This window comes from Massilia niabensis (assembly GCF_042655085.1).
Lineage (GTDB): Bacteria > Pseudomonadota > Gammaproteobacteria > Burkholderiales > Burkholderiaceae_D > Telluria > Telluria niabensis.
Genome location: NZ_JBHSMU010000004.1, coordinates 17,362 through 42,857 on the forward strand (window position 1 = coordinate 17,362; position 25,496 = coordinate 42,857).

26 protein-coding genes are annotated in these 25,496 nt (G+C 63.9%); 10 read left to right on the forward strand and 16 right to left on the reverse strand.

The window, feature by feature from the left end; all coding sequences use genetic code 11:
- Positions 1-22: 22 nt before the first annotated feature.
- Genes catA through ACFPN5_RS02705 form a run of 3 tightly spaced genes read right to left on the reverse strand, consistent with a single transcriptional unit; the run spans position 23 to position 2,393 of the window.
- Positions 23-943 carry a catechol 1,2-dioxygenase gene (catA, locus tag ACFPN5_RS02695; RefSeq protein WP_379779849.1) on the reverse strand — a complete coding sequence of 307 codons (921 nt, stop codon included), beginning with the start codon at positions 941-943 and terminating at the stop codon, positions 23-25.
- Positions 944-973: 30 nt separating this feature from the next.
- Positions 974-1,264 carry a muconolactone Delta-isomerase gene (catC, locus tag ACFPN5_RS02700; RefSeq protein WP_379779851.1) on the reverse strand — a complete coding sequence of 97 codons (291 nt, stop codon included), beginning with the start codon at positions 1,262-1,264 and terminating at the stop codon, positions 974-976.
- Between the two features lie 19 nt (positions 1,265-1,283).
- Positions 1,284-2,393, reverse strand: a complete 1,110-nt coding sequence (locus tag ACFPN5_RS02705) for a muconate/chloromuconate family cycloisomerase (RefSeq protein WP_379779853.1) — start codon at positions 2,391-2,393, stop codon at positions 1,284-1,286.
- Between the two features lie 102 nt (positions 2,394-2,495).
- Here ACFPN5_RS02705 and ACFPN5_RS02710 point away from each other — a divergent pair, with 102 nt between their 5' ends.
- Positions 2,496-3,410, forward strand: a complete 915-nt coding sequence (locus ACFPN5_RS02710) for a LysR family transcriptional regulator (protein ID WP_379779855.1) — start codon at positions 2,496-2,498, stop codon at positions 3,408-3,410.
- 252 nt (positions 3,411-3,662) lie between these two features.
- Here ACFPN5_RS02710 and ACFPN5_RS02715 read toward each other — a convergent pair whose 3' ends face one another.
- Both ACFPN5_RS02715 and ACFPN5_RS02720 read right to left on the reverse strand, forming a co-directional pair.
- On the reverse strand, positions 3,663-5,162 hold the full coding sequence (locus tag ACFPN5_RS02715) for a TonB-dependent receptor (RefSeq protein ID WP_379779857.1): 1,500 nt from the start codon (positions 5,160-5,162) through the stop codon (positions 3,663-3,665).
- Positions 5,159-5,971 carry a TonB-dependent receptor gene (locus ACFPN5_RS02720; RefSeq protein WP_379779859.1) on the reverse strand — a complete coding sequence of 271 codons (813 nt, stop codon included), beginning with the start codon at positions 5,969-5,971 and terminating at the stop codon, positions 5,159-5,161. The genes ACFPN5_RS02715 and ACFPN5_RS02720 overlap by 4 nt, the downstream gene beginning before the upstream one ends.
- 238 nt (positions 5,972-6,209) lie before the next feature.
- Here ACFPN5_RS02720 and ACFPN5_RS02725 point away from each other — a divergent pair, with 238 nt between their 5' ends.
- On the forward strand, positions 6,210-6,635 hold the full coding sequence (locus ACFPN5_RS02725; protein WP_379779861.1) for a substrate-binding domain-containing protein: 426 nt from the start codon (positions 6,210-6,212) through the stop codon (positions 6,633-6,635).
- Positions 6,636-7,245: 610 nt separating this feature from the next.
- On the opposite strand, the gene ACFPN5_RS02730 is transcribed toward ACFPN5_RS02725, so the two are convergent.
- On the reverse strand, positions 7,246-8,436 hold the full coding sequence (locus ACFPN5_RS02730) for a hypothetical protein (protein WP_379779863.1): 1,191 nt from the start codon (positions 8,434-8,436) through the stop codon (positions 7,246-7,248).
- Between the two features lie 42 nt (positions 8,437-8,478).
- Between ACFPN5_RS02730 and ACFPN5_RS02735 the strand changes: the two genes are divergently transcribed.
- Together ACFPN5_RS02735 and ACFPN5_RS02740 are read left to right on the forward strand one after the other, a co-directional pair.
- The gene (locus ACFPN5_RS02735) at positions 8,479-8,910 is read left to right on the forward strand and encodes a MarR family winged helix-turn-helix transcriptional regulator (RefSeq protein WP_379779865.1); all 432 of its coding nucleotides are present in this window, start codon (positions 8,479-8,481) and stop codon (positions 8,908-8,910) included.
- 3 nt (positions 8,911-8,913) lie between these two features.
- Positions 8,914-10,581 (forward strand): MDR family MFS transporter, encoded by a 1,668-nt coding sequence (locus tag ACFPN5_RS02740; protein WP_379779867.1) that lies wholly within the window; start codon positions 8,914-8,916, stop codon positions 10,579-10,581.
- A gap of 88 nt (positions 10,582-10,669) precedes the next feature.
- On the opposite strand, the gene ACFPN5_RS02745 is transcribed toward ACFPN5_RS02740, so the two are convergent.
- From ACFPN5_RS02745 to ACFPN5_RS02755, 3 genes are read right to left on the reverse strand one after another with little or no spacing between them, the layout of a single operon-like run.
- A complete protein-coding gene (locus ACFPN5_RS02745) occupies positions 10,670-11,653 on the reverse strand; it encodes an LLM class flavin-dependent oxidoreductase (protein WP_379779869.1) in 984 nt (327 codons plus the stop codon).
- Positions 11,650-12,747 (reverse strand): Gfo/Idh/MocA family protein, encoded by a 1,098-nt coding sequence (locus tag ACFPN5_RS02750; protein ID WP_379779871.1) that lies wholly within the window; start codon positions 12,745-12,747, stop codon positions 11,650-11,652. The genes ACFPN5_RS02745 and ACFPN5_RS02750 overlap by 4 nt, the downstream gene beginning before the upstream one ends.
- A complete protein-coding gene (locus tag ACFPN5_RS02755; RefSeq protein WP_379779873.1) occupies positions 12,740-13,384 on the reverse strand; it encodes a TetR/AcrR family transcriptional regulator in 645 nt (214 codons plus the stop codon). Before ACFPN5_RS02755 ends, ACFPN5_RS02750 begins: the two co-directional genes overlap by 8 nt.
- Before the next feature lie 237 nt (positions 13,385-13,621).
- Between ACFPN5_RS02755 and ACFPN5_RS02760 the strand changes: the two genes are divergently transcribed.
- Both ACFPN5_RS02760 and ACFPN5_RS02765 read left to right on the forward strand, forming a co-directional pair.
- Positions 13,622-14,047 carry an organic hydroperoxide resistance protein gene (locus ACFPN5_RS02760; protein WP_379779875.1) on the forward strand — a complete coding sequence of 142 codons (426 nt, stop codon included), beginning with the start codon at positions 13,622-13,624 and terminating at the stop codon, positions 14,045-14,047.
- 11 nt (positions 14,048-14,058) lie between these two features.
- Positions 14,059-14,499 (forward strand): MarR family winged helix-turn-helix transcriptional regulator, encoded by a 441-nt coding sequence (locus ACFPN5_RS02765; RefSeq protein WP_379779877.1) that lies wholly within the window; start codon positions 14,059-14,061, stop codon positions 14,497-14,499.
- A 92-nt stretch (positions 14,500-14,591) separates the two neighbouring features.
- Here the strand turns inward: ACFPN5_RS02765 and ACFPN5_RS02770 are convergent, their stop codons facing one another.
- The 5 genes from ACFPN5_RS02770 to ACFPN5_RS02790 all read right to left on the reverse strand — a co-directional run bounded on the left by ACFPN5_RS02770 (position 14,592) and on the right by ACFPN5_RS02790 (position 19,696).
- Positions 14,592-15,506, reverse strand: a complete 915-nt coding sequence (locus tag ACFPN5_RS02770) for an NmrA family NAD(P)-binding protein (RefSeq protein WP_379779879.1) — start codon at positions 15,504-15,506, stop codon at positions 14,592-14,594.
- Between the two features lie 54 nt (positions 15,507-15,560).
- Positions 15,561-16,889: an NtaA/DmoA family FMN-dependent monooxygenase gene (locus ACFPN5_RS02775; RefSeq protein WP_379779881.1), complete on the reverse strand. Its 1,329-nt coding sequence runs from the start codon at positions 16,887-16,889 to the stop codon at positions 15,561-15,563.
- A gap of 25 nt (positions 16,890-16,914) precedes the next feature.
- Entirely contained in the window at positions 16,915-17,661 is a 747-nt protein-coding gene (locus ACFPN5_RS02780) for an NADPH-dependent F420 reductase (protein WP_379779883.1), read from the reverse strand.
- 539 nt (positions 17,662-18,200) lie between these two features.
- Positions 18,201-18,596: a hypothetical protein gene (locus ACFPN5_RS02785; RefSeq protein ID WP_379780908.1), complete on the reverse strand. Its 396-nt coding sequence runs from the start codon at positions 18,594-18,596 to the stop codon at positions 18,201-18,203.
- A gap of 203 nt (positions 18,597-18,799) precedes the next feature.
- Entirely contained in the window at positions 18,800-19,696 is an 897-nt protein-coding gene (locus ACFPN5_RS02790; RefSeq protein WP_379779885.1) for a LysR family transcriptional regulator, read from the reverse strand.
- A gap of 110 nt (positions 19,697-19,806) precedes the next feature.
- Here ACFPN5_RS02790 and ACFPN5_RS02795 point away from each other — a divergent pair, with 110 nt between their 5' ends.
- Genes ACFPN5_RS02795 through maiA form a run of 4 tightly spaced genes read left to right on the forward strand, consistent with a single transcriptional unit; the run spans position 19,807 to position 23,461 of the window.
- Positions 19,807-21,012 (forward strand): 3-hydroxybenzoate 6-monooxygenase, encoded by a 1,206-nt coding sequence (locus tag ACFPN5_RS02795; RefSeq protein ID WP_379779887.1) that lies wholly within the window; start codon positions 19,807-19,809, stop codon positions 21,010-21,012.
- 17 nt (positions 21,013-21,029) lie between these two features.
- Positions 21,030-22,082 carry a gentisate 1,2-dioxygenase gene (gene gtdA, locus ACFPN5_RS02800; protein WP_379779889.1) on the forward strand — a complete coding sequence of 351 codons (1,053 nt, stop codon included), beginning with the start codon at positions 21,030-21,032 and terminating at the stop codon, positions 22,080-22,082.
- A 21-nt stretch (positions 22,083-22,103) separates the two neighbouring features.
- Positions 22,104-22,814 (forward strand): fumarylacetoacetate hydrolase family protein, encoded by a 711-nt coding sequence (locus tag ACFPN5_RS02805; RefSeq protein WP_379779891.1) that lies wholly within the window; start codon positions 22,104-22,106, stop codon positions 22,812-22,814.
- Between the two features lie 2 nt (positions 22,815-22,816).
- On the forward strand, positions 22,817-23,461 hold the full coding sequence (gene maiA / locus ACFPN5_RS02810; protein ID WP_379779893.1) for a maleylacetoacetate isomerase: 645 nt from the start codon (positions 22,817-22,819) through the stop codon (positions 23,459-23,461).
- 9 nt (positions 23,462-23,470) lie between these two features.
- Here the strand turns inward: maiA and ACFPN5_RS02815 are convergent, their stop codons facing one another.
- A complete protein-coding gene (locus ACFPN5_RS02815; RefSeq protein ID WP_379779895.1) occupies positions 23,471-24,601 on the reverse strand; it encodes an MFS transporter in 1,131 nt (376 codons plus the stop codon).
- A gap of 9 nt (positions 24,602-24,610) precedes the next feature.
- Positions 24,611-25,495, reverse strand: a complete 885-nt coding sequence (gene nadC / locus ACFPN5_RS02820) for a carboxylating nicotinate-nucleotide diphosphorylase (protein WP_379779897.1) — start codon at positions 25,493-25,495, stop codon at positions 24,611-24,613.
- Between the last annotated feature and the right edge of the window lies 1 nt (position 25,496).

Consider the following 25,496-nt stretch of genomic DNA (forward strand, 5'->3'; position numbering starts at 1 on the left):
GAAAGTCTCCTTGTAGCCTGGCTCAGGCGGCGGCGCGCTGGCGCTCGACTTGTGCGGGTGGCGCTTCGGCGACTTCGCGGTGCAGGCGGAAGTCGAAATCGATCGATGCGAATGGCTTGTCCTGGCCGCGTGCCGCGATCGCGGCAGGATCGTCGACACGGGTCACCGGCGGCACCAGGCCCTCGCGGCTGGCAAAGGCGAAGTCGTCCCACAGGTATTCGTCGCCGTCGATGTTGATCTGGGTGGTCAGCTTGCGCTGGCCCGGGGCACTGACGAAGAAGTGAATGTGCGCAGGACGCTGGCCGTGGCGGCCGAGATGGTCAAGCAACGTGGCGGTGCTGCCGCCAGGCGGACAGCCGTAACCCTTCGGCATGATGGTCTGGAAGCCGTATCCCCCCCGGGCATCGGTGATGATGGTGCGGCGCAGGTTGAAATGAGACTGGGACGAGTCGAAGAACGAGTAGTTCCCGAGCAGGTTCGCGTGCCAGACTTCGACTTTGGCGCCCGGCAGCGGCTTGCCGTCGGCATCGAAGACAGTGCCCTGCATGAAGAGCACCTCGGCCTGGTCGCTCTCGCTGCCATCGTCGAGGCGCGCAAAGCCCTGGCTTTCCGGCGCGCCGGCTACATACAGCGGGCCTTCGATCGTGCGCGGCGTGCCGCCCTCGATCCCGGCGCGTGCTTCGGCTTCGTCGGCGCGAATGTCCATGAAACGCTCGAGGCCCAGGCCCGGCGTGAGCAGCCCAAGTTCATTGTTCTTGCCGGCGTTGGTAAGGAACTCGACGCCCTTCCAGAATTCGCTCGGCTGGATATCCAGGTCTTCCATGGCCTTGCACAGGTCGGCGACCAGACGCAAAACGATGGCCTGCACACGTGGATTGGCGGGGCGGTCGGCCGCGTCGACGATCCATGCCTTGGCTAGTTGGTCGATTTCTTGGTGGTTCATTTTTGTCTCCCAGTTGGTCTCAGTTTTCGTTCAAAGATCGCCGGCACGGCTTGATGACGGATGTCGGCACAGGGGTGTTACCTCGATGCGCATGTACGGGAACAGCGGCAGCGACATCAGCAGCGCGTGCAGCTCTTCGTTGCCGGGCACGTCGAAGATACTGACGTTGGCGTACTTCCCGGCGACGCGCCACAGGTGGCGCCAGCTGCCCTCTTCCTGCAGGCGCTGCGCGAGCGCCTTTTCTTCCGCCTTCAGGGCGTCGGCCTGGTCCTTCGGCATGGTTGGGGGCAGCTGGACTTCCATCGTTACGTGAAACAGCATGGTGGTCTCCTCCTTGGTATTACTTGCGGCGCATGCGGCGCAGTTTGTCGGTGTCGATCCGCACGCCCAGGCCCGGCTCCGTCGGTACCTGCAGTGCGAAATCCCGGTAGACGAGCGGCTCCTCGAGCACTTCCTCGGTCAGAAGCAGCGGGCCGAACAGTTCGGTGTCCCAGGACAGGTCGGCGAAGGTGGCGCAAAGATGGGCGGTAGCGGCTGTGCCTATACCGCCCTCCAACATCGTGCCGCCGTAAAGGCCGATGCCGGCCAGCTGGGCGACGGTGGCGACCTGCTGCGCGGGGATGAGGCCGCCCGACTGCGCGATCTTGACGGCGAAGACGTCGGCACCGCCGTTGCGCGCGATATCGAACGCGTCGACTGGACCATGCAGCGCTTCATCAGCCATCAAAGCAACGTCGAAGCGCATGGCCAGGCGCCGCATGGCGCCCCGGTTCTCGGCGCGCACCGGCTGCTCGATCAGGTCGATGCCGCCGGCTTCCAGTGCCGCCATGCCGCGAACTGCCTCGAGCTCGCTCCAGGCCTGGTTGACGTCGACCCGAACGCTTGCGCGGTCGCCAAGTGCGCGCTTGATCGCAAGCACATGCTTGACGTCGTCCTGCACGCTGCGCGCACCAATCTTGAGCTTGAAGATGCGGTGGCGGCGCTTTTCCAGCATGGTTTCTGCTTCCGCGATGTCCTTGGCAGTGTCGCCGCTGGCGAGCGTCCAGGCTACCGGCAAGGTGTCGCGCACCCGCCCGCCAAGCAGTTCACTTACTGCGACCCCAAGGCGCTGGCCCTGGGCATCCAGCAGCGCAGTCTCGATCGCACACTTGGCGAAGCGGTTGCCCTGGATGGTCTTACGCAGCTTTGCCATGACGAGTGCGACGCGGCTTGCGTCCATTCCGATGACCAGCGGTGCGATGTGGGCATCGATGTTCGCCTTGATGCTCTCCGGGCTTTCTTCGCCATAGTTCAAGCCGCCGATGGTGGTGGCTTCGCCCCAGCCTTCGATCCCGTCTTCAGAAAGGATCCGGACCAAAACCAGCGTCTGCGTGTTCATGGTCGCGACGGACAGCTTGTGCGGCCGGATCGTCGGGACATCGACAAGCGTCGTTTCTATTTCGCGGATCATAGTCGGTTCGTATAATGTGTGAAGGTGACTACACGATATTCCCGAAAATATTGGTCGTCCAACACTGATTTAGTATCGCTTCGATACCTTGGAGGTATGAATATGGAGTTGCGCCACCTGCGCTATTTCGTCACCGTTGCAGACGAGAAGAATTTCACGCGCGCGGCTGAGCGGCTGCATATGGCGCAGCCGCCGCTCTCCCGGCAGATCCAGCAGCTCGAGGAAGAACTGGGCGTAGTACTGATCGAAAAAGGCCCGCGGCCCTTGCGCCTGACCGAGGCGGGCAAGTTCTTCCATGCGCACGCCCAGGAGCTGCTGGACAAAGCGGCCGACCTGAAAGCGATGACCCAGCGGGTCGGCAAGATCGACCGCAAGTTCGCCATTGGATTCGTCGCGTCGACCCTCTATGGCTTGCTGCCCGAAATCGTGCGCCGCTTTCGCAATCGCTACCAGTCGCTGGACATCAGCTTTCACGAGCTGACCACGATGGAGCAGCTGCAGGCCCTCAAGGAGGGCCGGATCGACGTCGGGTTTGGCCGTTTGAAGAGCGAAGATCCGGCGATCCGGCGGATCATGCTGCGCGAGGAAGCGCTGATTGTGGCGCTCCCGGCCGGACACCGCCTGGCTGCGGGGGAAAATCCCTTGAAGCTGTCCGAATTGACGCAGGAGGCGCTGCTGGTGTACCCGAAAAGCCCCCGCCCGAGTTTCGCCGACCAGGTGCTGGCAACGTTCAAGGAACGCAACTTGGTCCCGCAAAAAGTACTGGAGGTGCGCGAGCTGCAGATTGCCATCGGCCTCGTAGGGGCCGGCCAAGGCGTAGCCATCGTCCCGCAAAGCCTCCAGGGGATGATCCGCACGGACGTGGTTTATCGGCCTCTGGATGACCGTCAGGCCGTATCTCCGATCATCTTCAGCGCGCGCCACATGGACCGCTCTCCCGAGCTAACGAACATGCTGGAAGTGATCTACGAACTTTATGACGAACTCGGGATTACACACGTGAAGCAGACGTTGTAACGATCAGGCACTTCGTTCGAGGAAGTTTATCAATTTCGTCGATGAGCCAGCTTCGCGCGATGCCAAGGCAAGTCCCGGAGACGACCATCCCGACTGGTGTAGACGAGCCGCAATGGGCGCGAGGCTCACGCGCCACCTGCCGTCTGCACCAGCCGTTGCACCTTGTGTTACCCCGTCAATCCGGGCGCTCACTTTTTCCTCGGGATCCGCCCATCCCAAATCGATGTTGTTTGTGCTGCCTGGAGCCAGGCATCAGAAGTGATACTTGATCCGCACGCCGAAATAGCGGTCCGAGTTGCGCGGCAGCGTCTGGGTCAGCACCGGCACATTGCCGAAGACATTGTAGTTGTCGCCCACGAAGCTGGCATAGCTCTTGTCGAACAGGTTATTGACGTAGAAGGTCACCTTCAGGTTTTGCGCCGGATTCAGGAAGGCCACGCTGCCGTTGACGATGCCATATCCTTCCTGGTCCGCCAGCGGGTTGGCGGCCAGATCGTAGTTCACGCTCGACTGGTACTGGCCGTTCACATTGGCGATGCCGTTGTAACCCGTTTCGCCGATCGGGAAGTTGTAGGTCGCCCCCAGATTGAGCTTGGTGCGGGGTGCGTTTGACAGGCGTTTGCCGGACAAGTCCTGGAGCGGCACGTTGTTGATCAGCCGGCACCCTTGGGCCACCGTCTGGCCCGGGTAGCAGTTCGTGTTCGGGAACTTCTTGATGACCGCATCGACGAAGGCCAGCGAGGCTTCGAGCAACAGCTTGTTGACTGGCTTGGCCTGGATTTCAAGCTCGACGCCGCGAGTGCGCAATTCGCCGACGTTGGTTACCACGTTCTCGTACGCCTGGGTAAGCGGGTCCAGCCGGCGCGACTGGGCCTGGAAATCCTCGTAGTCGGTGTGGAACGCAGTGGCGTTGACCTGCAGGCGGTTGCGCAGGAAGCGGCTCTTCATGCCGATCTCCCACGCCTTGGACGTTTCGGGTGCCACGGGCAGGCGCACGCGGGCGGCATTGAAACCGGTGGACACGTCGTAGCCGGCGCCCTTGTAGCCGGTGGCGAACGAGCCGTACACCATGACATCCTTGGCCAAGTCGTGCTGCAGGGCGAGTTTGCCAGTGGTGGCGTCGTCGCGGCTGCGCCCATCGAAACTGGCCGGCACCGCCGGCAGACGGTTGGTAAAGTCGACTTCGATCGTCTCGCGGTTGAAACGCAGCCCGGCGCTCACGCGCGTGCTCGGCGTGAGCCGGTACTCTGCCTGGGTGAACGCGGCCGCTGTCTGGTTGCCCGAGCGCGCGTCCCAGTTGGCCAGGTTCGAGATCGGCCCACGCACGAAGCTACGCTCGGTGCGCGAGTCGGCATAGTACAAGCCGCCGAGATAGGTGAGCGCGCCGTCGCCATTGGAGGTCAGGCGCAGCTCCTGCGTTGACATGCGCGAGCGATACGGGCCGCCGGCGGTGACTCCGCCGTGGAACGCGCCATTCGTCTGCGCGCCTAGCTGGTCCAGGTTGGTGCCGTCGAAGTCGGCGAGAAAATCGAACCGCCAGTCTTGCCAGGTGGTGACCGAGGTCAGGGTATGGTTCTCGAGTTTCCAGTTCACGCTGCCGGAGAGGCTGCGCGACTCGTGCTCGGCAAAGCCGGGAGCGTCCATGCGCACGGCGCGGTTGTCCAGGCCCGGGGTGATGCCGACCAGGGACGGGCCGATCGGCGCCACGCCGCGCAGGCGCGCGCCGGCCGGAACATCGCGGAAGGTGGTCACCGGGCCTTCGATGCGCGCTTGTTGTAATCAGCGATCAGGCGGCCATCGAGGCTTGTCGTCGGCTTGAAGTCGAGGCGCAGTCGCGCCCCCCTGCTCCGCTCGCCGTTCAGGTCAGCGCCCGTGTCCAGGTTGGTGATCTCGCCCTCGCGGTTGCCTGTGTAGGCATTGAGGCGATACCCCAGCTTGTCGCCGATCGGCCCCGAGATGCCCGTTTCGAGGCGGCGTTCGCCGTCGCTGGTCACGGTGACCTGGGCATGCCCCTCCTGCTCCTCGCTTGATTCCTTGGTGACGATGTTAATCACGCCGGCCGACGAGTTCTTGCCGAACAGCGTGCCTTGCGGGCCGCGCAGCACTTCGACACGGGCGATGTCGCTCAGGTTAGAGAACGCCTGCAATTGCTGGATCACGGGCACGTCGTCGATGATCACCGACACAGCCGATTCAATGCCGATGCTGAAGGCGAAAGTGCCGATGCCGCGCAGGGCGATATTGTTGTTGTTTGGGTTTTCATTGATGGTCAGGGCCGGCGCAACGCGAGTCAGGTCCGAGAAGCCGACGATCTGCTGGTTCTCGATGGCGCGCTCGTCCACCGTGCTGACCGCGACCGGCACGTCCTGCATCGCCTGCGGGCGCTTTTGCGCGGTAACGGTCACTACCTGCAGGCCTTCGGCCTGCTGCGCGGCGTTGTTCCCCGCCTGGTCCTGGGACTGCGCGAGAACGGGTGCGGCAAACGCGCCGGCGGCCAGGAGGGCGGCTGCGTGGGCGATGGCGGTTCGGGCCGAACGACAGCGCGTGGATGGCAAACTCATTGTGTCTCCTTGAATAGTGATTGGGTGCGTACTCGCGGTGCCGTGATCTACTAATATTTCAGCGCGCCGGGTGCCTTAGTGCCGCTATCGCCTGCCCTTATTCCCGGGTGAGGGCAACCGTATTTGTGCCGCAACTCTGCGTTCTCCGTTAGCAAAGGGGCGCTGATATATTAGTATTCGTACCTGCGGCGCACAACGGCTGAGCGTGTTTAGTCATCGAGATGAGCAAACGAATGCCGTGAACGTTTTCAGGCCGGTTACGGTCGACCGCGCCTTTCTTGACCGCCATCCGGACATCGTGCGCCGTTACCTCGGTGTGCTGGTGCGCGCCGCGTCCTGGGCACGTGCGAATCCGGAAGAGGTCCCGGCCCTGATCGCGCTCGAGAATCCCGGCTACTCCGCCGATGAGGTTGCCGCCGCACACGGCCCGGCCCTGAGCCGCAGCCTGATGCCCCTGCTTGGTTTCGCGCAGGTCGCCGGCCTGGCCGCCCAGAAGGACTTCCTGCTGGACTGGGGTTACATTCGCCGCGACTTCAGCGTCAACGACTGGATCGACCCGGCGCCCCTGTCCGAGGCCATGAAAACGGCAGCCCATTCATCTCCCCGCCCCGCGCCGGCAACAGCACACCGTCGGCAGTTCGAAGAAGGCGCGCATTTCCACTGAATGTGGCGCGCGGCCCTCCATGCGATCCCTGCATGGCAGGTACTACCGAAAGCATGGCGCAGGGGTGCACCAGCCCTCTTACTTTGCAGCCTGTATACGAAGGCAGGTCCCGGCAGCACCCCGTTGGCGCCGAGCGCCGGCATGCGGAAGGATCTGTTCGGCGACGGCAAGCGGGCGGCGCGCACCGCCCCGGCCGTGAAGTACAGGAGCCGCCGAAACAGGTGAGGCCCTCGCCCGAGCACACCGGAATCGGGACGATCCCATGCCAGCCCGTTTATGCGGGGTGGTACCAACCCCTGTCTTGCTGGCTGCGCGTCAGCGCACCGGTGCATGCATCACCCGGAGCGAAGATTTTCGGGGCTTGGCAATGTTGGTTAGTTACCTTTTTCGCGGCATCCGTCTGTGCGGGACCCGGCCGTAATCGTTGCGACTGAGTTCTGGCATTCGCTCTTCCACGCCATGCACGTGAGGAAACCGGCGCCGTCGCGAGCAACGGCGCCGGCCGGCGGCGGTCATCGATATCGGTGGGCTCAAGCGCAATGGAAACGCCCATGCATCGCCTGGTTTAACCCAGGCCGCGCAGTTGCTTCCAGAGTGGGCAAGCCGTGAATCACGGCGCCCGCGGGCTTTCCGGCGGTCCGAGATAGGTCGGTTTCAGGCCGCCCAGGTTGACCACCATCTTCTGCACCACCAGGCCCGGATCGATCGCCCATACCTTGAGCGTTTTCGCACCCGGCTTGTCGATCGTGTGCGTGGTCGTGAACACCGCCGCCCCATCGCTCACGATCTTCGACCAGTGCTGCTCGGATTCGTCGGCATGCACGTTGACGATTTGCGGCGTCTCGTCGTCGATCGACACGGCAAAGCGGAAGCCCTTCCCTGGCTGGAACTTGAGCGTCGGCGCGAGGATCGTCTGCACCTGCACCTTGCCGGCGGTAGCCAGCTGCATGCGGTACTCCAGGCGCATGCCGTCCCGGCCCGGCGCCAGCGCCGGCGCGTCGACCGGCAGCGTCGTCATGCCCGAGCCGGTGCGGCCGTGATCCGGCACCAGCAGCCACCGGCGGCCTGTCGGCGCCACTGCGCGCGCATGGCTGGCCGCTTCGATCGACACCATCCCGTCGGTCTCCACGAAGGCGCCCTTCTCCGCCGAGCGCAGTTTCGCCAGCGGCACCTTGACCTGCGCTTTCGCGCCTTTCGGACCCGTCACGGTCAAGGTCGCCGACTCGGCGCCGGCCGGAACCTCGGCCCAGCGCACGTTGACCATGACACGCTGGTCGCGCTTGACCGTGCCGCTCGGGTGGCTGATCGTCACCCACGGCTGGTCGGCACTGACCTTGTAGTCGAACGGCGTTTCGCCGCGGTTGAACACCTCGACGAAGCGCGGCTGTCGGTCGAACGGATTCAGGGCCGGCAGCGTCAAACCCGGTTGCCCCCAGCGCGGCCACGCATGTTCGGCGCCTTCGGCAGCCACACCCATTTCCGCTTCTTTCGTGGTCTGGATTTGACTCACTGGCGGCATCACGTTGCGCGGCGGCTGGTTCCAGAAGGTGTATCCCAGGTGCGGCTGCGACATCATGTGGTTCCATTTGCCGCCGGCCAGGTCCTCGTGGTACCGGCGAGTCAATTCCGCATCGTCACGGAACAATGTGCGCACGCGCTCGGCCGCATCGTTGGCGGAAGCCCGCCCCTGCACCGCGTACAGGCGGTTGAACGCAGACGCGGCATACATTTCGTTGATGATCGCGCCGGCCCTGGCGGGATGCAGCACCAGCTGGAAGAACGCAGGAAATATGAACACCATAAAAATATATCTAGCGCGCTAGATTCTAGTAGAATAGACGATATGAATACGAAAAAACATCGTCATGGTGCCCAGCTTTCCTTTGCGCTGTATAGCGCAGCTAATCGCATGGTGCGCCTACACAAACCGTTTCTGGAACCTCTGGGCCTGACATTTCCACAATACCTCGTGATTCTCGAGTTGCTCGATGGCGCGCCGGTTTCCGTTGGTGTGCTGGGAAACCGACTCGGAATGGACACGGGCACGATCACGCCGCTGGTCAAGCGTCTCGAGCTAGCCGGTTTCGTGACCAGGACGCGGGACCCGGGCGACGAACGTCGTGTGGTGGTGGACCTGACGCCGGCCGGACGTACACTGGAATCGGACCTCCGTAGCATTCCGGACAAGATCAAGACGCTCTGCCAGCTCACCGAGGCGGACTTCGAGGACCTGCGCGTGACCCTCGATGGGCTTGGGCATCCGGCAATCGACTAATCAATGATCCACCTCCGGGTGGACGACAGTACGACCAATCCCGACATGGATGACAGCGTGGGCGCGCAGCGCCCGGCCGCTGCATTGGTGACGCGCTACGCCCGTCGCACGCTTCGCCACGACCTGGATTATTCCCGATCTTTTCCAGCTTTATCCTCCTCAACCATCAGAGTGACTGCAATGCCCGACGACGCCATCCATCCCACACCGCTGCAAGTAAATGAAACGCATGAAAAAGGAAGTGGCGACAAACTGAGCCGCGAAGCCACCGTGACCATCGCGGTCCTGGTCATTTCCACTTTCACCGTCATCCTGAACGAAATGCTGATGGCTGTCGCCCTGCCGCGGGTGATGGCCGATCTCGCCATCACGGCTTCGACGGCCCAATGGCTCACCACCGGCTACATGCTGACCATGGCAATCGTGATCCCGGCAACCGGCTTCCTGACAGAGCGGTTTCAAATGCGCACGGTATTTACACTGGCCATGTCGCTGTTTGTCGTGGGAACGATCATTGCCATTCTGGCGCCAGGTTTCTCCATGTTGCTCGTCGGGCGCATCATCCAGGCCGTCGGTACCGCGATCGTGACACCGCTTGCCTATACGGCGGTGAGCTCCCTGGTCGCGGTGTCGCGTCGCGGCAGTGTGATGGCGCTGGTCACCGTGGCGACCTCGCTTGCGCCTTCGGTAGGCCCGCTCATCTCGGGCCTGATCCTGTCACGCATGGGCTGGCACTGGATCTTCATTGCGATCCTGCCGTTTGCAGTCGGGTCACTGATCATCGGTAACCTGATGATCCGCGTGCCGAGCATTCCGCGCAAGGTCTCGCTGGACGCGGTCTCCGTGGCGCTCTCCGCAGTCGGATTCGCCAGCCTTGTGTACGGGCTGGCCTCCTTTGGTGAAGGCGCGGAACATGCCGTGGTGTCGCCATGGATCTCATTGATCACCGGAGTGATCGTGGTCGCCGCCTTCGTCGCCCGCCAGTTACAACTGCAGAAGTCGGACCGCGCCCAGCTCGACATGCGCCCGTTTTCGATGAAAACGTTCAGCGCTTCGGCAGTGGCGATGGCGTGCTTCGTGACCGCCGGCTACGGCACCATGACCCTGATGCCGGTCGTGCTGCAGACTTCCTATGGCTTGACGGCCGTGCAGGCCGGCCTGTTCATGGCGCCGGGCGGCATCACGATCGCCATCGTGTCAGCCATCGTCGGGCGCCTGTACGACCGCATCGGACCACGCCAGCTGGTGATGACCGGTGCACTGGTCGACGCCGCCGGGCACTGGTACCTGTCGACGCTCGGACCTGGTACGCCGGTCTGGCTGCTGCTGGTGCCGTATCTCGTTCTGATCGTGGGGCAGGCATTGATGTGGACGCCCTTGTTCGCAGCATCGCTCGGCGCGTTGAAACCACATCTGGTTCCACACGGTAGTGCCATCCTCAACACGCTACTGCAGCTGTCCGGCGCCGCCGGCATTGCGATCATGTTCTCGATCATGGGCGCTGCCAGCGCGAGCTATATCGAGGGTGGCGAGGCAGTGAACGCCGCGATGGCACACGGGGCGCAACGGGCTTACCTGATCGGTTGCGGTCTCGCACTGGCTGCCTTTGTCGGTGCCCTGTTCTTGCCCAAGAAGGTTGTTTCGAATGGGCTCCCGGCCGCGGTCCATTAATCATACGGCAGACAAGTGGATGTCTCGGCGCCCTGCTTGAAGTCAAGCCAACGCACTGCCATCTCGGCTGCTGCGTGCATTCCGACGTCTATGACTTCAGCGCCTCGGCAATCAGTTCGACGGAACGCAGTCGCGCCTGATGGTCGTAGACATCGGAAACGATCATCAACTCGTCGACACCCGTTTCGGCAATGAACGCTTGCAGTCCTGTGCGCACGGTATCTGCGGAACCGACAACCGAACGCGCCAGCATGCGCATGGCCTGCGCCTTTTCCTGTGGCGACCAGTAGGTGTCGATATCGTCGATGGGCGGCTTGCTGAGCCCCTGCCGTGCCCGGAACATGTCGGCAAACGACATCTGCTGGGTGGTCGCGAGCCGCTTTGCCTCATGGTCGGTATCGGCGGCGATGACGTTGATGCCGGCCATTGCATAGGGCCCGTCAAGTTGCTCGCTGGGCTTGAAGCGGCTGCGGTAGATGTCGAGGGCAGGCAGCAGCATGTCCGGCGCAAAATGCGAAGCGAAGGCGTAAGGCAGGCCGAGTTCGGCCGCCAGCGTCGCCCCGAAATTGCTCGAACCCAGTATCCACAGCGGCACGTTGGTTCCGGCCGCCGGCACGGCAACAATGCGCTGATCCGGAGCGGCAGGCGCAAAAAACGCCTGGAGTTCCTGCACATCCTGCGGAAATTGCTCGGAGGCGCTGGCAGAGCGCCGCATCGCGCGCACTGCTATCTGATCGGTGCCCGGCGCGCGGCCCAGCCCGAGATCGATGCGTCCAGGGTAGAGCCGCTCCAGCGTGCCGAACTGTTCGGCGATGATGTAGGGCGCATGGTTCGGCAGCATGATGCCGCCGGCGCCGACCCGGATCGTCCTGGTGCCGCCGGCGATGTGGGCGAGGACGATCGAGGTGGCGGCGCTGGCAATCCCCGCCATGTTATGGTGCTCGGCCACCCAGATGCGCTTGTAGCCCCATCCCTCCGCATGAGATGCAAGGTCCCGCGCGTTGTCGAGCGCCATCCTGGCGTCCGCGTCCTGCGTGACCCGGACAAGTTCCAGCAGCGAGAGCGCGGTCATTTCGGCTCCTTCGCTGCAGCGGAACGCTCGATCGCGTCGACCGTCTCATGCAGCGCGACGGCGTCGCGGAAGCTGGGCGCCGAGCGTGTGCCCGAACGGATATCCTGCCCGATCAAGGCATAGACGCGGGCGACATTGCGGGCGACCGAGTTGTCTGGCCAGCCCTCATAGGCCGAGGCGGGCGGCGTCAATGGAGCAAGCGCGCTCGTATCGCCGTTGGCTCCGCGGATGGACAACTGGACGATCTGTCCGTGGCCGTGAGCGCCGGTTACCTGGATGTCGCCTTCCGTGCCGTTGATCTCCCAGAGCAGGTTGGTGCCGCGAGAGATGCCTCCGCGATAATGGATCGAGAATGCGGCCCCGCTCTCAAGCGCGCCATGTACGAGGATCTGGTCATGAGCGGTCGAGGGGATCGTCTCTCCGGTATCGGTGACGTACATGGTATTGCGGCGGTTGATCATGCGTGCGGACAGGTCGCCGAAGCCACCCAGTACGTCGCGCATACCGGCAAGCGTGTGTCCCACGGGGATGGTGAGCAGTGTTGCCCCATTGCTCTTGTCATAAAGATAGGCATGGGCTGCGTCGGTCTCGCCGCCACCCCATGGGCCACCGCTGGCCACAAGCGTCGTCGAGAGCACCTCGCCAACATAACCGTCGGCGATGAGCTGGCGAAGATACTCAAGCTCCGGGGCGACGCGCATCTGTGTACCGATTGCCGCGACAACGCCCTTCGCTTCGGCGAGATCGGCCAACTCCCGCGCCTCGGCGAGGCCGTTGCCGAGCGGCCATTCACAATAAACGTGCTTGCCCGCGTTCAACGCCGCGGCCACCAGTTCGCGGTGATGTGGCACCTTGACGGTGACGACGACCAGGTCGACTTCGGGCGAATTGACGAGCGCTTGCGCATTCTCAAATGCATGCGGTAGGCCGAATGCTTCGGCGGCTTTCGTGGCGCTCGCAAGGCTGGTGTTCGCGACGCCGACCACCACAAACTCGTCTGGTAGTGCCTTCAGCGCGGGAATATGCGCCGTGGCGGCCCAGTGAATGCCCGGATTAAGGCCGATGAATCCAACGCGGATTGGCTTGTCAGTCATGAGGTGCTCCAGTTTTGCTGATTGAGTTGGGCGGATCGGCCGCTTCCCGGGCCGGGCCGCCAGTGAGATAACCGAAGGCGAGGATCTCCTCGATCCGCTCCGGGGTTGTGCCATATTTTCCCGCCTTGTCGTGGACGAGGGCCGAGCCCACTGCGCTCAGAAACAGCGCGGGTGCGGAAACCGACTGCCTGGCTGCGCCTTCGGCCTGGGCGCGTGAGAGAAACTCGCCCGTTATCGAGACGAGTGCGCTACAGGTGACCGCCAAAGGCGACGCCTGGGCTTCGAAGGCGTCCAGGAACGGTTGGGGCAGACCGTTGAAGGCACTGAGATAGTCCTTGAGCGCTATCATCCAGGCGCGAAGCGCAGTCTGCGCGCACGGCTTCGCTGAGGCTTCATCACGGCGGGACAGGAGCACCTCCTGCCGTTCATGCAGCACCTCGCACAACAGGTGTTCGCGCGTCGGAAAATGCCGATACAGCGTGCCGGGTCCAACCTTCGCCTCCCGCGCAATCTCGTCGAGCGACGTGTTCACGCCATACGCAGCAAAGTGCCGCGCCGCAATCCCGAGAATACTGTCGCGATTTCGCCGCGCATCCGCGCGCAGTGCGCCCTTCTCTTCCGACGGATTCTTGATCATAGGTAGTTCCCTTTCGACACTCCTGCAGGTTAATGGAGGCTGCCTCGATGTAGGACGTTGACGATGTGGAGATAGTCTCCGCATAGTAAACGGAGACCGCCTCCGGGTCAATCCGGTACTACTACTGGGAGTCCTGGAAAGAACTTGACGAGGCAAAAATTTAAGTATAAATTGTGCCCAATTGAGTTGCGCACAACTCACTTGAACACAATTTACCTCACTTTGAAAGAGTCTCATATGAGCGCTTTATACAGCACGAAAGTAACTGCCATCGGTGGCCGTAGTGGATCAGTTCGCAGCGACGACGGCCTCCTTGACCTGCCTCTTGCACTGCCCAAGGCGCTTGGTGGTAAAGGCGGCGCGACTAATCCGGAACAGCTGTTTGCCGCAGGGTATGCAGCCTGTTTCGAAAACGCGGTGATTCATGTAACGCGCGCCAGGAAGGACAAGGTAAAGGATGAGGATATCAAGGTCGTGGCTGATGTTGGCTTGATGCCTAACGGAAAAGGCGGCTTCGTGCTGACCGTTGCGCTTGATGTCGAGATCACAGGCATGGATCAGGCAGCTGCCGAAGCGATCGTTGCCGAAGCACATGCAGTGTGCCCGTACTCGAACGCTGTTCACGGTAATATTGATGTTCAGCTGAAAGTGACAGCACAATAACAGGAGGTGTGATGAGAAAAACGAACGATGTACTTTTGCTTGAAGAGCAACTATGCTTTCCGCTGTACGCTGCTTCAAATCTCATCACACGTCTTTACCGGCCCCTGCTGGCAAAGCTTGGACTCACTTATCCGCAGTACCTTGTGATGATGCTTTTATGGGAAGCTGCGCCGCAGTCAGTCAGCGATCTGGGAAAAGCATTGCACCTGGACAGTGGAACGCTAACCCCCCTTCTCAAGCGACTTGAAATATCTGGATTAGTACTGAGAAGACGGGACGATGAAGATGAGCGCCGGGTTTTCATTTTGCTTACGGAGAAAGGTAGCTTGCTTCGTGCGTCGGCAGAGAGTATTCCCAAGGAATTGCAAAGTGCCATACAGTGTTCGCCCAAAGAGATTAGTGAACTACGAGACCGTGTCAACGCATTGATCAGCAGATTGCAATCTGCCTAGACTCAGCCATTTGCAATGATTGATGCGACTTCAATCATCGTAAATATGATGATTTCCCAACGCTGCACCGCCGTCCCCAAGGCAGCCGCAGGTCAGCCCGCGGGCTGATCGGCCAGCTTCTGCAATTCGCCCTTGTGCGTCGTCGCCCATTCCCTGAAGCCCGTTGCGGGCCGCCCGAGCAGATACGACACGTCGTCGCGCACGGTGCCGAAATAGCCCAGCCGTCCGTCGGCCAGTTGTGTGCAGAATTCGACCGCGCTTCTGGCGTACCAGTCCTCGACCTTCAATCCACCCGCCTTGAACAAGGCTTCCATGTCCGCTGGATGGCGCACCTCGCAAGTGATTGTGCGGTCCAGGACCTCGCTCAACATGGTTGCCAGCTCGGGCCCCGTCATCGTCTCGGTGCTGAGATAATAGTTCTTCGATGCGTGGCGCTCGGGCCCGTCGCGCAAGACCTTCGCGGTGACCGCAGCGATATCGGTCACGGCGATGTAGCCGACCCGCTGCTCTCCCCAGAATACCGGGAACGATCCGCCCGTCGGCGGTGACACATTCAACATGCCATCCATGAACATGTTGGGGTGCAGATGCGTCCAGGCGATGCCACTGGCCTCGATATAGCACTCGACCAGCGCGAACCAGGAAAACTTCGAGTCGGTGCAGTCGTCGTTGGCAAAGACGCCCTGATTGACGATGTGCTTCACCCCTGCCTTCCTGGCCGCATCGACCAGCCACTTTGTCTGATGCGTCATGGCGATCGTATAGCCGGTCAGGATATTGAGCCGATCGACACCGCAGAGCGCGGGCCCGAGTGTGCGCGGATCGTCGAGGTCGAACAGCACCGCGTCGCGGCCTTCAGCGCGAAAGCGCTCCAGGTCCTCCTGCTTGCGCACCCCGATGCGAATGCGCACGTCGCCAGGGTTCTTGTCGAATTCCTCCAGAATGTAACGGCCGGTCTGGCCGGTGACGCCCATGAGGAAGATGAGTGGGCTGTTGTTGGTCGCCATGGTGGCTCTCCGGTTGTTTGTGTGGATGTCGAATGGGACGATGCGCGGAGCGGCTCACCGCATGATGCGATGATCGAGTCCGTATTGAGCAGGTGCGCCGAGATGGTCGCGCAGCGTTGTGCCCGCGTAATCGAGATGGAACAGGCCGCGCCCCTGCAGGATCGGCACGACGTGGTCGACGAAGTCGTCGAGGCCATCGTGGTAGACGTCCGGCGCCACCCAGAAGCCGTCGGCGGCTTCGGCCTCGAACCAGCGCTGCATGTGGTCGGCGACCTCGATCGGCGGCCCGGCGACAACGGGCTGGTAATCGATGACGCCATGGGCAAGCACGTCGCGCAGGCTCCAGCCCTCGCGGGCGATTTTCAAGGCATGGCCGGAGCGCGGATCGCCCGGGGACGGACGCGCCGCGGCGAGCTGCTGCGGCGACAGCGGCTCGTCGAGCCGTGCCGGGTCGATCCGCACGCCCAGCATCTGCTGCAGATAGGCGGCGCGCTGGGGAAAGGCGCGTTCGGTCAGGATGATGCGACGATCGAGCGCGGCGCGCTTGTCGCCGGCGATCGTCGTCATCAGGCCGGCGATGAACTTGATCTCGTCCGGGTCGCGTCCGGCACGTTCGGCCGCGTTGCGGAAGGCGGCGCGCTGCGCACGGGCGTCCTCGATGCTGAATGCCGCGCCGATGACGGCGCTGGCATAGCGGCCGGCGAGGTCCAGCGCATTGGCGCTGGCGCCGCCCGCGTGGAAGATGACCGGCTGACCTTGCTCCGATGGCGGAATATAGAGCGGCCCGCGCGAAGCGACGTACTTGCCGCCCAGGTTGATCGGCGCCACCTCGGCCGACCTGGCGAACTGCCCGCTGGCTTGGTCATGCACCCAGGCATCCTTGCCCCAGCTGCCCCACAGCGCCTGGACGAGCTGCACCACTTCGTGCGCCCGCCCGTAGCGGTCGGCGCTGGACGGGATGCGCACGCCGTAGTTCGCGGCGACATCGTCACCCGCCGAGGTGATCGCGTTCCAACCCGCGCGGCCGTGGCTCATGATGTCGAGCGCCTTGAACTGGCGCGCGAGATTGAACGGCTCATTGAAGGTCGTGGAGCCTGTTGCCACCATCCCGATCCGTTCGGTGCCACGGGCAACCGCGGCGAGCGTCATCATCACGTCGAGGTTGAAGCCGGGCGCCTCATGTTCGATGTCGGCGGCGACGGAACTGGGGCCGTCAGGCAGGAACAGGAACTGTAGCTTGCCACGTTCGGCCGCCTGGGCCTGCCGGACCTTGGCGTCGAAGCTCGTATAGCTGGTGGGGTCGACGCCGGGCATCCGCCAGGCGCCGGCCAGCGCCCCGTAACCGTTGCCCAGATGCATACCGATGATCATTTGGCGGGTCATGTGACACTCCGGACCACGACCGCCATCACATGAACAGCGCGCGGGTCAGGCGCACGGCATAGTCGGAATCGGGGTTGGTCGTGCCATCACCCACCCGCTCCATGATCGCCTGGATCGCCAGCTCGCGGCGCCTGGGCAAACGATCGAGCTCGGCCGAGGCGAGCGCTTTCGGCATCTCGTTGAGGCTCAGGTCGGTACAGTAGCAGGGCGCGCCCGGCTGCTGGCGCCAGGAATCTGCCAATGTGCCCGAATAGAAGGCGTCCAGTCCGGTCTCTTCGACCAGCGCCAGCGCCACTTCCCGCTCCCGGTCGCCATCGGCAGCGACGGGAATGGCGATCCGGCCAGCTGTTCCTGCGGGCATGCCCTTCTCGGCAAAGGAAGCCGAGGTGATCGCGTTCCATGCCTTGGCGATCGGCCGGCCCAGCTGGCCCGCAACCCACACGCTCTCGGCCATGCCGGCTTCGATGGCGTCGACCTTGCCGTCGCGCGCCGGATAATAGTTGGAGGTGTCGATCACGACCACGTGCGCCGGCAGGCCCGCGATTAGGGGTGCGATTTTGGGGATGGCGCCGAGCGGCGTGGACATGATCACCACGTCGACATCGGTGACCGCCTCCGCGGATGTGACCGCACGGGCACCGTTCCGCAGGATCGCCGTGTCGACGGTTTCCGGGCCGCGCGAATTGGCGACCTTCACGTCGTGTCCGGCCAGGCTCAGTTTCGTGACCAATGTCGTACCGATATGGCCGGTGCCGAGTATGCCTATTTTCATGAAGATGTTCCTTTGTTGGCGGGGGAGCGCATCGAAGTGGCAGCGCATCGCCCGGTCTGGAGTGACGACCACTCCGGGGAGGATGGGAATCGCGGCTATCGACGCGATCGTGATGGGAGCCGAACGACGGCATGAACACACAGTGCGAAAAACAGCTGCGTGGCAACACTGCCTTTCGGTTTCAGATTCCCTACTATGCAAGAATCTAGTGTGCAAGGTAAATGAAACGGGGATGGCTGTCAAGCGGCTTCAAGGAGGCGACGCTCGCCCGGCCGACAGGCCGGCGTTCTTCACGCGTCGCCCACTTGAAGGTTGCCGCTACGAAGAGCGCCTGTCGTTCATCATGACGAGTAAAGTCAGGATGCACGCGAAAACAGGCGGCCCCCAATCGTATATCCTGAGGGGGCGCGAACCCATGGTCGTGGAAAAAGCAATGACGACAAGCGTCCAGATAACGGCTGTCGACACGACGACGGCAAAATCCCCGCGAGTTACTTTATTATTCATGGACTGCATCCTTTATTGGTAAACGCCGGCATTCATTTGGACCAGAGAAAATGAGGCTTTGCCCTGACGCGCAGGAGTCCGGCGTAGCTCTTCCCGTACGCCAAGATGAGCAGGCCACACAGCAGGAGTTCCTGCGTCCCCGTAAACAGTTGCCTTGGGTGGGGCGAAATGAAGAGATTCAGGTAGGCGATTTGAAAGGCAATGCCGGCCATGACAGCCAGGGCCAAGGGCACCAGGATATTAAATAGCAGCATGGATCCCAGGATAATTTCCAGATATTTGATGAACGGATAAAATCCAATACTGTTCATCTCTGCGAGATAAGGGCCGACAGCCCCAGCCTTGCTGAAATCCGGTATGACGCCAAACACCGCGTAGTTTAGGCCGGATTTTAAAAAGTGGATGGCATAATAAAATCGCAGCCACATGATCAGATACTTCCAGGGTCCCTTTTCGGCGTCGATCACTTTGTCTCCTTTGTAATAATTCAGAGTGAAAGATCCAATGTAGATTGGTCATATCAAGCGATCAACGACCATTTTGGCAACTCTGCTATGCAGATGGCGACCGGATCATGCCGGCCGTTCTTTGCAAGAAATGCAAGGCTGGGCCTTCAGGCGTCCCGACAATCTCAAGCTTGTCCAAACAGGTTTGCAAACACTTGCCTCAGCCATCGGTTCGACGCATCGGCGTGGTAGCGCTCGTGCCAGTGCTGCTTGACCTGGAAACTCGGCAGCTCGACCGGTACCGGCAGCAGCCGGATGTCTTCGCTTGCCGCCACGGCGGCGCCATAGCGGTAGGGAACGATGGCCAGCAATTCGGTCTGCGCCACGATGCGGGCCACGCCAAGGAAGCTGGGCAACTGCAGGACGACGCGGCGCTTGATGCCTTCGCGCGCGAGGATCTTGTCGACGATGGCGTGGCCGGTGCCGGAAGTGCGCACCAGCACGTGTTCCTCGCGCTGCAGCGCCTCCAGATTCAACGCTTCACGCACGCGCGGGTGCTTGTTCGATACCAGGCAGACGAAATGCTGGTCGAACAGCTTCTGCTGATAGAAGCCTGCCTCGAGGTGGGGCATGAAGCCGACTGCCAGGTCGACCCTGCCGTCGGCCAGTTCAAGCGGACTGTCGGGAGAAATCTTCGATATCTCGACCTGGATGCCCGGCCCGTGCTGGCGCAGGTAATTGAGCAGGTGCGGCAGCAAGACGATCTCGCTGATGTCGGTCATGCAGATGCGGAACTCGCGCGTACTGCCGCCCGGGTCGAACACCGGCTCATCGAGGAGTGCGTGCTGCAAGGCCTGCAGCGCGCGGCGCACGTCGGCAATCGCGTTCTCGGCGCGCGGCGTCGGCTCCATGCCCTTCGCCGTGCGGCTGAACAGGCGGTCATTGAAATGTTCGCGCAGCTTGCCCAGCCCCAGGCTGACGGTGGACTGCGGCAGCGCGAGGTTCTCTGCCGCGCGCGTCACGTTCCGGGTCTTGTAAATCTCGTCGAAGATGAGCAGCAGCTCGACATCGAAGCGTTTCATCGTGCCCACCACTATTTAAAAAGCTGATTATAGCAATCAGGCGCGATCAGTTTCCGACATAAACGGATGTGGGCACACTGGGTCCATTCACGAGACGTATGGAGACCATCATGACATCGCCCACCACCCACAAACCCACGGTGATCATCGCCGGCGCCGGCATCGGCGGCATTGCCACTGCGCTGGCGCTCGCCCGCCTCGGCATGTCCGTCACGGTGCTGGAACAAGCGCCGACGCTGGGCGAAATCGGCGCCGGGCTGCAGCTGGCGCCAAATGCCTTTGCCGCGCTCGACGCGCTCGGCGTCGGCGCCGCCGTGCGTGACCGCGCCGTATTCACGGAGCGCCTCGTCATGATGGATGCGGTCGACTGCAGCGAAGTCGGCGCTTTCGAAGTCGGCGCGCCGTTCCGCGAGCGCTTCGGCAATCCCTATGCCGTGATCCACCGCGCCGACATCCATACCGCCATCCTCGAGCATGTGCAGGGCACGCCGCACATCGAGCTCGTCACCTCGTGCCATATCGGCGCCATCGAACAGGATGGCACGGGCGTCACGGTGCTTGCCAGCGACGGCCGGCGCTTCCGCGCCGAATACCTGATCGGCTGCGACGGCATCAAGTCGATCGCGCGCGAGGTGGTGGTGGGCGACGCGGTGCGCGTTTCGGGCCACGTGGTGTACCGCGCCGTGGTGCCGGCCGCCGAGATGCCCGAGGAGCTGCGCTGGAATGCGCCCGTGCTCTGGGCCGGCCCGAACTGCCACCTGGTGCACTACCCGCTGCGCAGCGGCGACCAGTACAACCTGGTGGTGACCTTCCACAGCCGCGAACAGGAAACCTGGGACGTGCGCGACGGCAGCAAGGACGAAGTGCTGTCCTACTTCACCGGCATCGCCGACCTGCCGAGGAAGCTCCTGCACTGCCCGTCGAGCTGGCGCCGCTGGAGCACCGCCGACCGCAACCCGGTCGAGAACTGGACCAAGGGGCGCATCACCCTGCTCGGTGACGCCGCCCACCCCACCCTGCAATACCTGGCCCAGGGCGCCTGCATGGCGCTGGAAGACGCGGTCACCCTCGGCGAAGCGGTGCGCCATTGCGACTTCGATATGCGGGCCGCTTTTGCGCTGTACCAGAAGTCGCGCATTGCCCGCACCGCGCGCGTGGTCCTGTCGGCGCGCGAGATGGGCCGCCTCTACCACGCCCACGGCGTCGAGCGCCTGGTGCGCAACGACCTGTGGAAGGGCCGCGACCAGGCCGGCTTCTACAACGCGCTGGAATGGCTGTACGGCTGGACCGCCGCCGGCTGCCTGGCCACCGATTGATCCCCTACCAGGAAACGATGATGCAAAACGATATTGCAAGCGCACGCCGCGCCCTCTACGACGACATGCTGGACCTGCACCTGACTCCCCTGTGGGAGTCGCTTCATTCGCTGGTGCCAAAGCACCCGTCTCCCGGCTACGACGCCGCCCTATGGCGCTTCGAGGACATCGCGCCGCTCCTGGCGCGCGCCGGAACCCTGATCTCCGCCGAAGAAGCCGTGCGCCGCGTGCTGGTGCTGGAAAACCCTGCCCTGCCCGGCAGCTCCTCGATCACCCATTCGCTGTACGCGGGGCTGCAGCTGATCCTGCCCGACGAGGTGGCGCCGGCCCACCGCCACACCCAGTCGGCGCTGCGCTTCATCGTCCAGGGCAAGGGGGCCTACACGGCGGTCGACGGCGAACGCACCACGATGCATCCGGGCGACTTCATCCTCACCCCGTCCTGGGCCTGGCATGACCACGGCAACCCCGGGGTCGACGGCCTGGCCGAACCGGTGGTCTGGCTCGACGGCCTGGACATCCCGATGACGCGTTTCCTCAGCGGCGGCTTTGCCGAGAACGGCGAAGCCGCCAGCCAAGGCGTCGCCCGGCCGGAAGGACGCAGCCTTGCCGCCTACGGCTTCAACATGGCGCCGGTGCGCCAGCTGCATTCGCGCGCCAGTTCGCCCATCTTCAACTACCCGTATGTCCGGTCGCGCGAGGCGCTCGAGACGCTGCGGCGCCAGGAAGAAGTCGATGCCTGGGTCGGCGTCAAGCTGCGCTACATCAACCCGCTGACCGGCGGCGCCCCGATGCCGACCATCGGCGCGTGCATGCAGCTGCTGCCTGCAGGGTTTGCCGGCCTGCCGCACCGCAGCACCGACGGCACAGTCTACAGCGTCGTCGAAGGCAGCGGCAGCGCCACCATCGGCGGCAAGCGATTCGCGTTCGCGCCGCGCGACACCTTCGTGGTGCCGTCCTGGGCCACGCTGGTGCTGGAAGCGCCGCAGGACGTGGTGCTGTTCAGCTTCTCCGACCGCCCGGTGCTCGAAGCGCTCGGCATGCTGCGCGAAGAATTCCTCCTCAAATAACGTTTTAAGAAAGAGAACACCATGAACCAAGCTTTCATCTTCCCGCCAGGCGCCACCGTCGGCCTGCCGATCAACGGCATCGACGCCGCCTTCCCGGTGCGCCGCGTCTACTGCGTTGGCCGCAACTACGCCGCCCATGCGCGCGAAATGGGTTTCGATCCCGACCGCGAACCGCCCTTCTTCTTCTGCAAACCAAACGATGCCGCCTCGATCGTGCCGGTGCCCGCCGGCGTCACCGTCGAGCTGCCCTACCCTTCGCTGACCGAGAACTACCACTATGAAATCGAACTGGTGGTAGCGATCGGCAAGGCCGGGCGCGACATCGCCGTGGAAGACGCCGCGCAGCACATCTTCGGCTACGCCGTCGGCCTGGACATGACCCGGCGCGACCTGCAGATGCGCATGCGCGAAGCGGGCCGCCCGTGGGAAATCGGCAAGGCCTTCGACTACTCGGCGCCGATCGGCCCGATCACGCCGCTGGCGGAATGCGGCGCCATCGACGCCGGCGCCATCGCCCTGGACGTCGACGGCAAGACAGTGCAGAGCAGCGACGTCACCCACCTGATCTGGAACGTGCGCGAAACCATCGCCCAGCTCTCGACCCTGTTCGAACTCCAGCCCGGCGACCTGATCATGACCGGCACGCCCGAAGGCGTCGGCGCCGTGGTGCGCGGTCAGGCAATGACGGGCAGCGTCGCCGGCCTCACGCCGATCAGCGTCAAGGTTGTGTGAGCATGAAGCTGCATACCTATTACCGCAGCTCGGCCTCGTACCGGGTGCGCATCGCGCTGAACCTGAAGGGCCTGGTGGCGGAGGAAGCCTACGTCCACCTGTCGAAGAACGGCGGCGAGCAGTTCGGCGCCGCCTTCGACGCCCTCAATCCGCAGCACCTGTTGCCGGTGCTCGAGGTCGATGATCTGGTGCTGCCGCAGTCGCTGGCCATCATCGAATACCTCGACGAAACCCGGCCGGCGCTGCCGCTGCTACCAGGAGACCCTGCCGGCCGCGCACGCGTGCGCGCGCTGAGCCAGATGATCGCGGCCGACATCCACCCGATCGACAACCTGCGCGTGCTGAAGTACCTGGGACAGGAGCTCGGGGCCACCCAGGAGCAGAAGAATGCGTGGTATCGCCACTGGGTCGCGCTCGGGCTGGCGGCGCTCGAGCGCCAGCTGGCCGGCAACCCGGCGACAGGCCTGTTCTGCCACGGCGACACGCCCACCATGGCCGACTGCTGCCTCGTGCCGCAGCTCTACAACGCGCGCCGCTTCGAGTGCGACCTGGCCGCCTACCCGACGATCACCGCCATTGAGGCGCGCTGCCTGGCACTGCCGGCTTTTAACGGTGCGCAGCCGGACCTGCAGCCGGACGCCGAGTAATACCTGGCGCTAGCGGTGCTGGCGGGCGGCGAACACCACGCCGCAGCCGAGCACCGCCGCCAGCGCCCAGAACACGAAACCAGTCCCCCCGGCCGAACCGATCGCGCCGAAACTCACCGGCAGCACGGTCTGGCTGGCATTGACCAGCATGGTGCGCACGCCGATCGCTTCCCCGCTGCGTCCCGGCGGCGAGGCTTCCTGGAGGGCGGTCATGATCATCGGCAGCGCCGAACCGAGTCCCAGCCCCAGCAGGAAGGCCAGGGCCAGCAGTGGCGCGACGGCGTCGAACAGGGGCAGCATCACGTAGACCAGGGCGGTGAGGGCCAGGGCGCCGGCCAGCACTTGCCAGGGCGCGAACGCGCGTGCCAGCGCCGGCATGAACATCCGCACGACAAAGGTTCCCACGCCGAATGCGCCCATGACCAGGCCGATCGACGAGGCCGACAGCCCGATCCGGGCGCCATGCGTCGGCATCATGAAGGTGAACAGGTCCCAGCCCATGGCCAGCAGCGTGCTGGCGACGAACACGGCGCGCAGCGGCGCGTGGCGCAGGAGGTCGGCCATGCGCGCCCTGGCCGCCGGCGCAGGCTGTGCCGGCGCCGGGGCGGCGCTGCGGCGCTGCCACCGGAGCAAGGCCAGCGCCAGCAGCGGCAGCACTGCCAGCACCAGGAAAGTGTTGGCGGCGCCGGCCAGGTCGACCAGGAAGCCGGCCAGCACGGGACCGGCGATGGTGGACGTCGAAATACCGAGCGCGAGCATCGAGAAACCATGGGTCCGCTCCTCCGGGGCACTGCCGTTGCCGACCGCATTGTTGATCGCCAGGTGCACCAGCATGAAGCCGCAGCCGAGCAGCACTGCCGCCGCGCCGAGGCCCGCCAGGGTCGGCACCAGCGCCAGCAGCAGGGCCGCCTCGAGCAGCAACAGGGCCAGCAGGAGCGGCCTGCCCTGGCCGCTGCGGTCGGTCCAGCGGCCGGCGTGCACCGACAGCAGCATTGGCAGCACCGCCAGCATGCTGACCACGATCCCTACTTCGAACGGGGTCGCGCCGAGCCGGAGCGCCGCCAGGGTGAGCGCTACCCGCCCCCCGGTAAACGCGGTGTGCGCCAGCACCATCAGGGCGATCTGGACGGGCAGCTTCATTCGCAGGCCTCAGGAAACGACTGCCGGGCCGGGTGCGTGTTCGACCGGCGCAGCGTTGAAACGCATCGAGAAGTCGATCGCCTGCACGTCCTTGACCAGGGTCCCGGCCGAAATGCGGTCGACGCCGGTCTCGGCCAGCTCGCGCAGCCGCTCGAAGGTGACGCCGCCGGAGACTTCAAGGCTGCAGCGGCCCGCCGCCATGCGTACGGCCTCACGGATCTGGTCGATCGTCATGTTGTCGAGCAGGACCATCGGCACCCCGGCCGCCAGCGCCTCCGCGAGCTGGCCGAGCGTTTCGACTTCGACCTGGATGAAGGTGGCGGCACTGCCGCTGCGCAGGGCGGCCGCATAGGCCGCGGCCAGGCCGCCGCACGCGGCAATATGGTTTTCCTTGATCAGGATGGCGTCGTGCAGGCCCATCCGGTGGTTGCGTCCGCCGCCACAGCGCACCGCATATTTTTGCGCGGCGCGCAGGCCGGGAATGGTCTTGCGCGTGTCGAGGATGGCGGCACCGGTGCCGGCCACGGCATCGACGTAGCGCGCCGTCCTGGTCGCCACCCCGCTGAGCGTCTGTAGGAAGTTCAGGCAGGTACGCTCGGCCGTCAGCAGGCCGCGCGCGCTGCCGCTGATCTCGACGATGGTGGCGCCCGGCGCGCAGCGCTCGCCATCGAGCACCATCCAGCGCGCCTCGGCTGCGGGCACGACCTGGCGCAGGGTCTCCATCACCCACGGCTGGCCGCAGATCACGGCCGCCTCGCGGCAGACGATGCGGGCGCGCGCCGTCTGCCCGGCCGGCACCAGGGCGGCGGTCAGGTCGCCGCCGCTGCCGCCGACATCTTCGCGCAGGGCGCGCCACACGTCGTCGCCGACCTGGATCGCCAGCTGCGGGTCCACG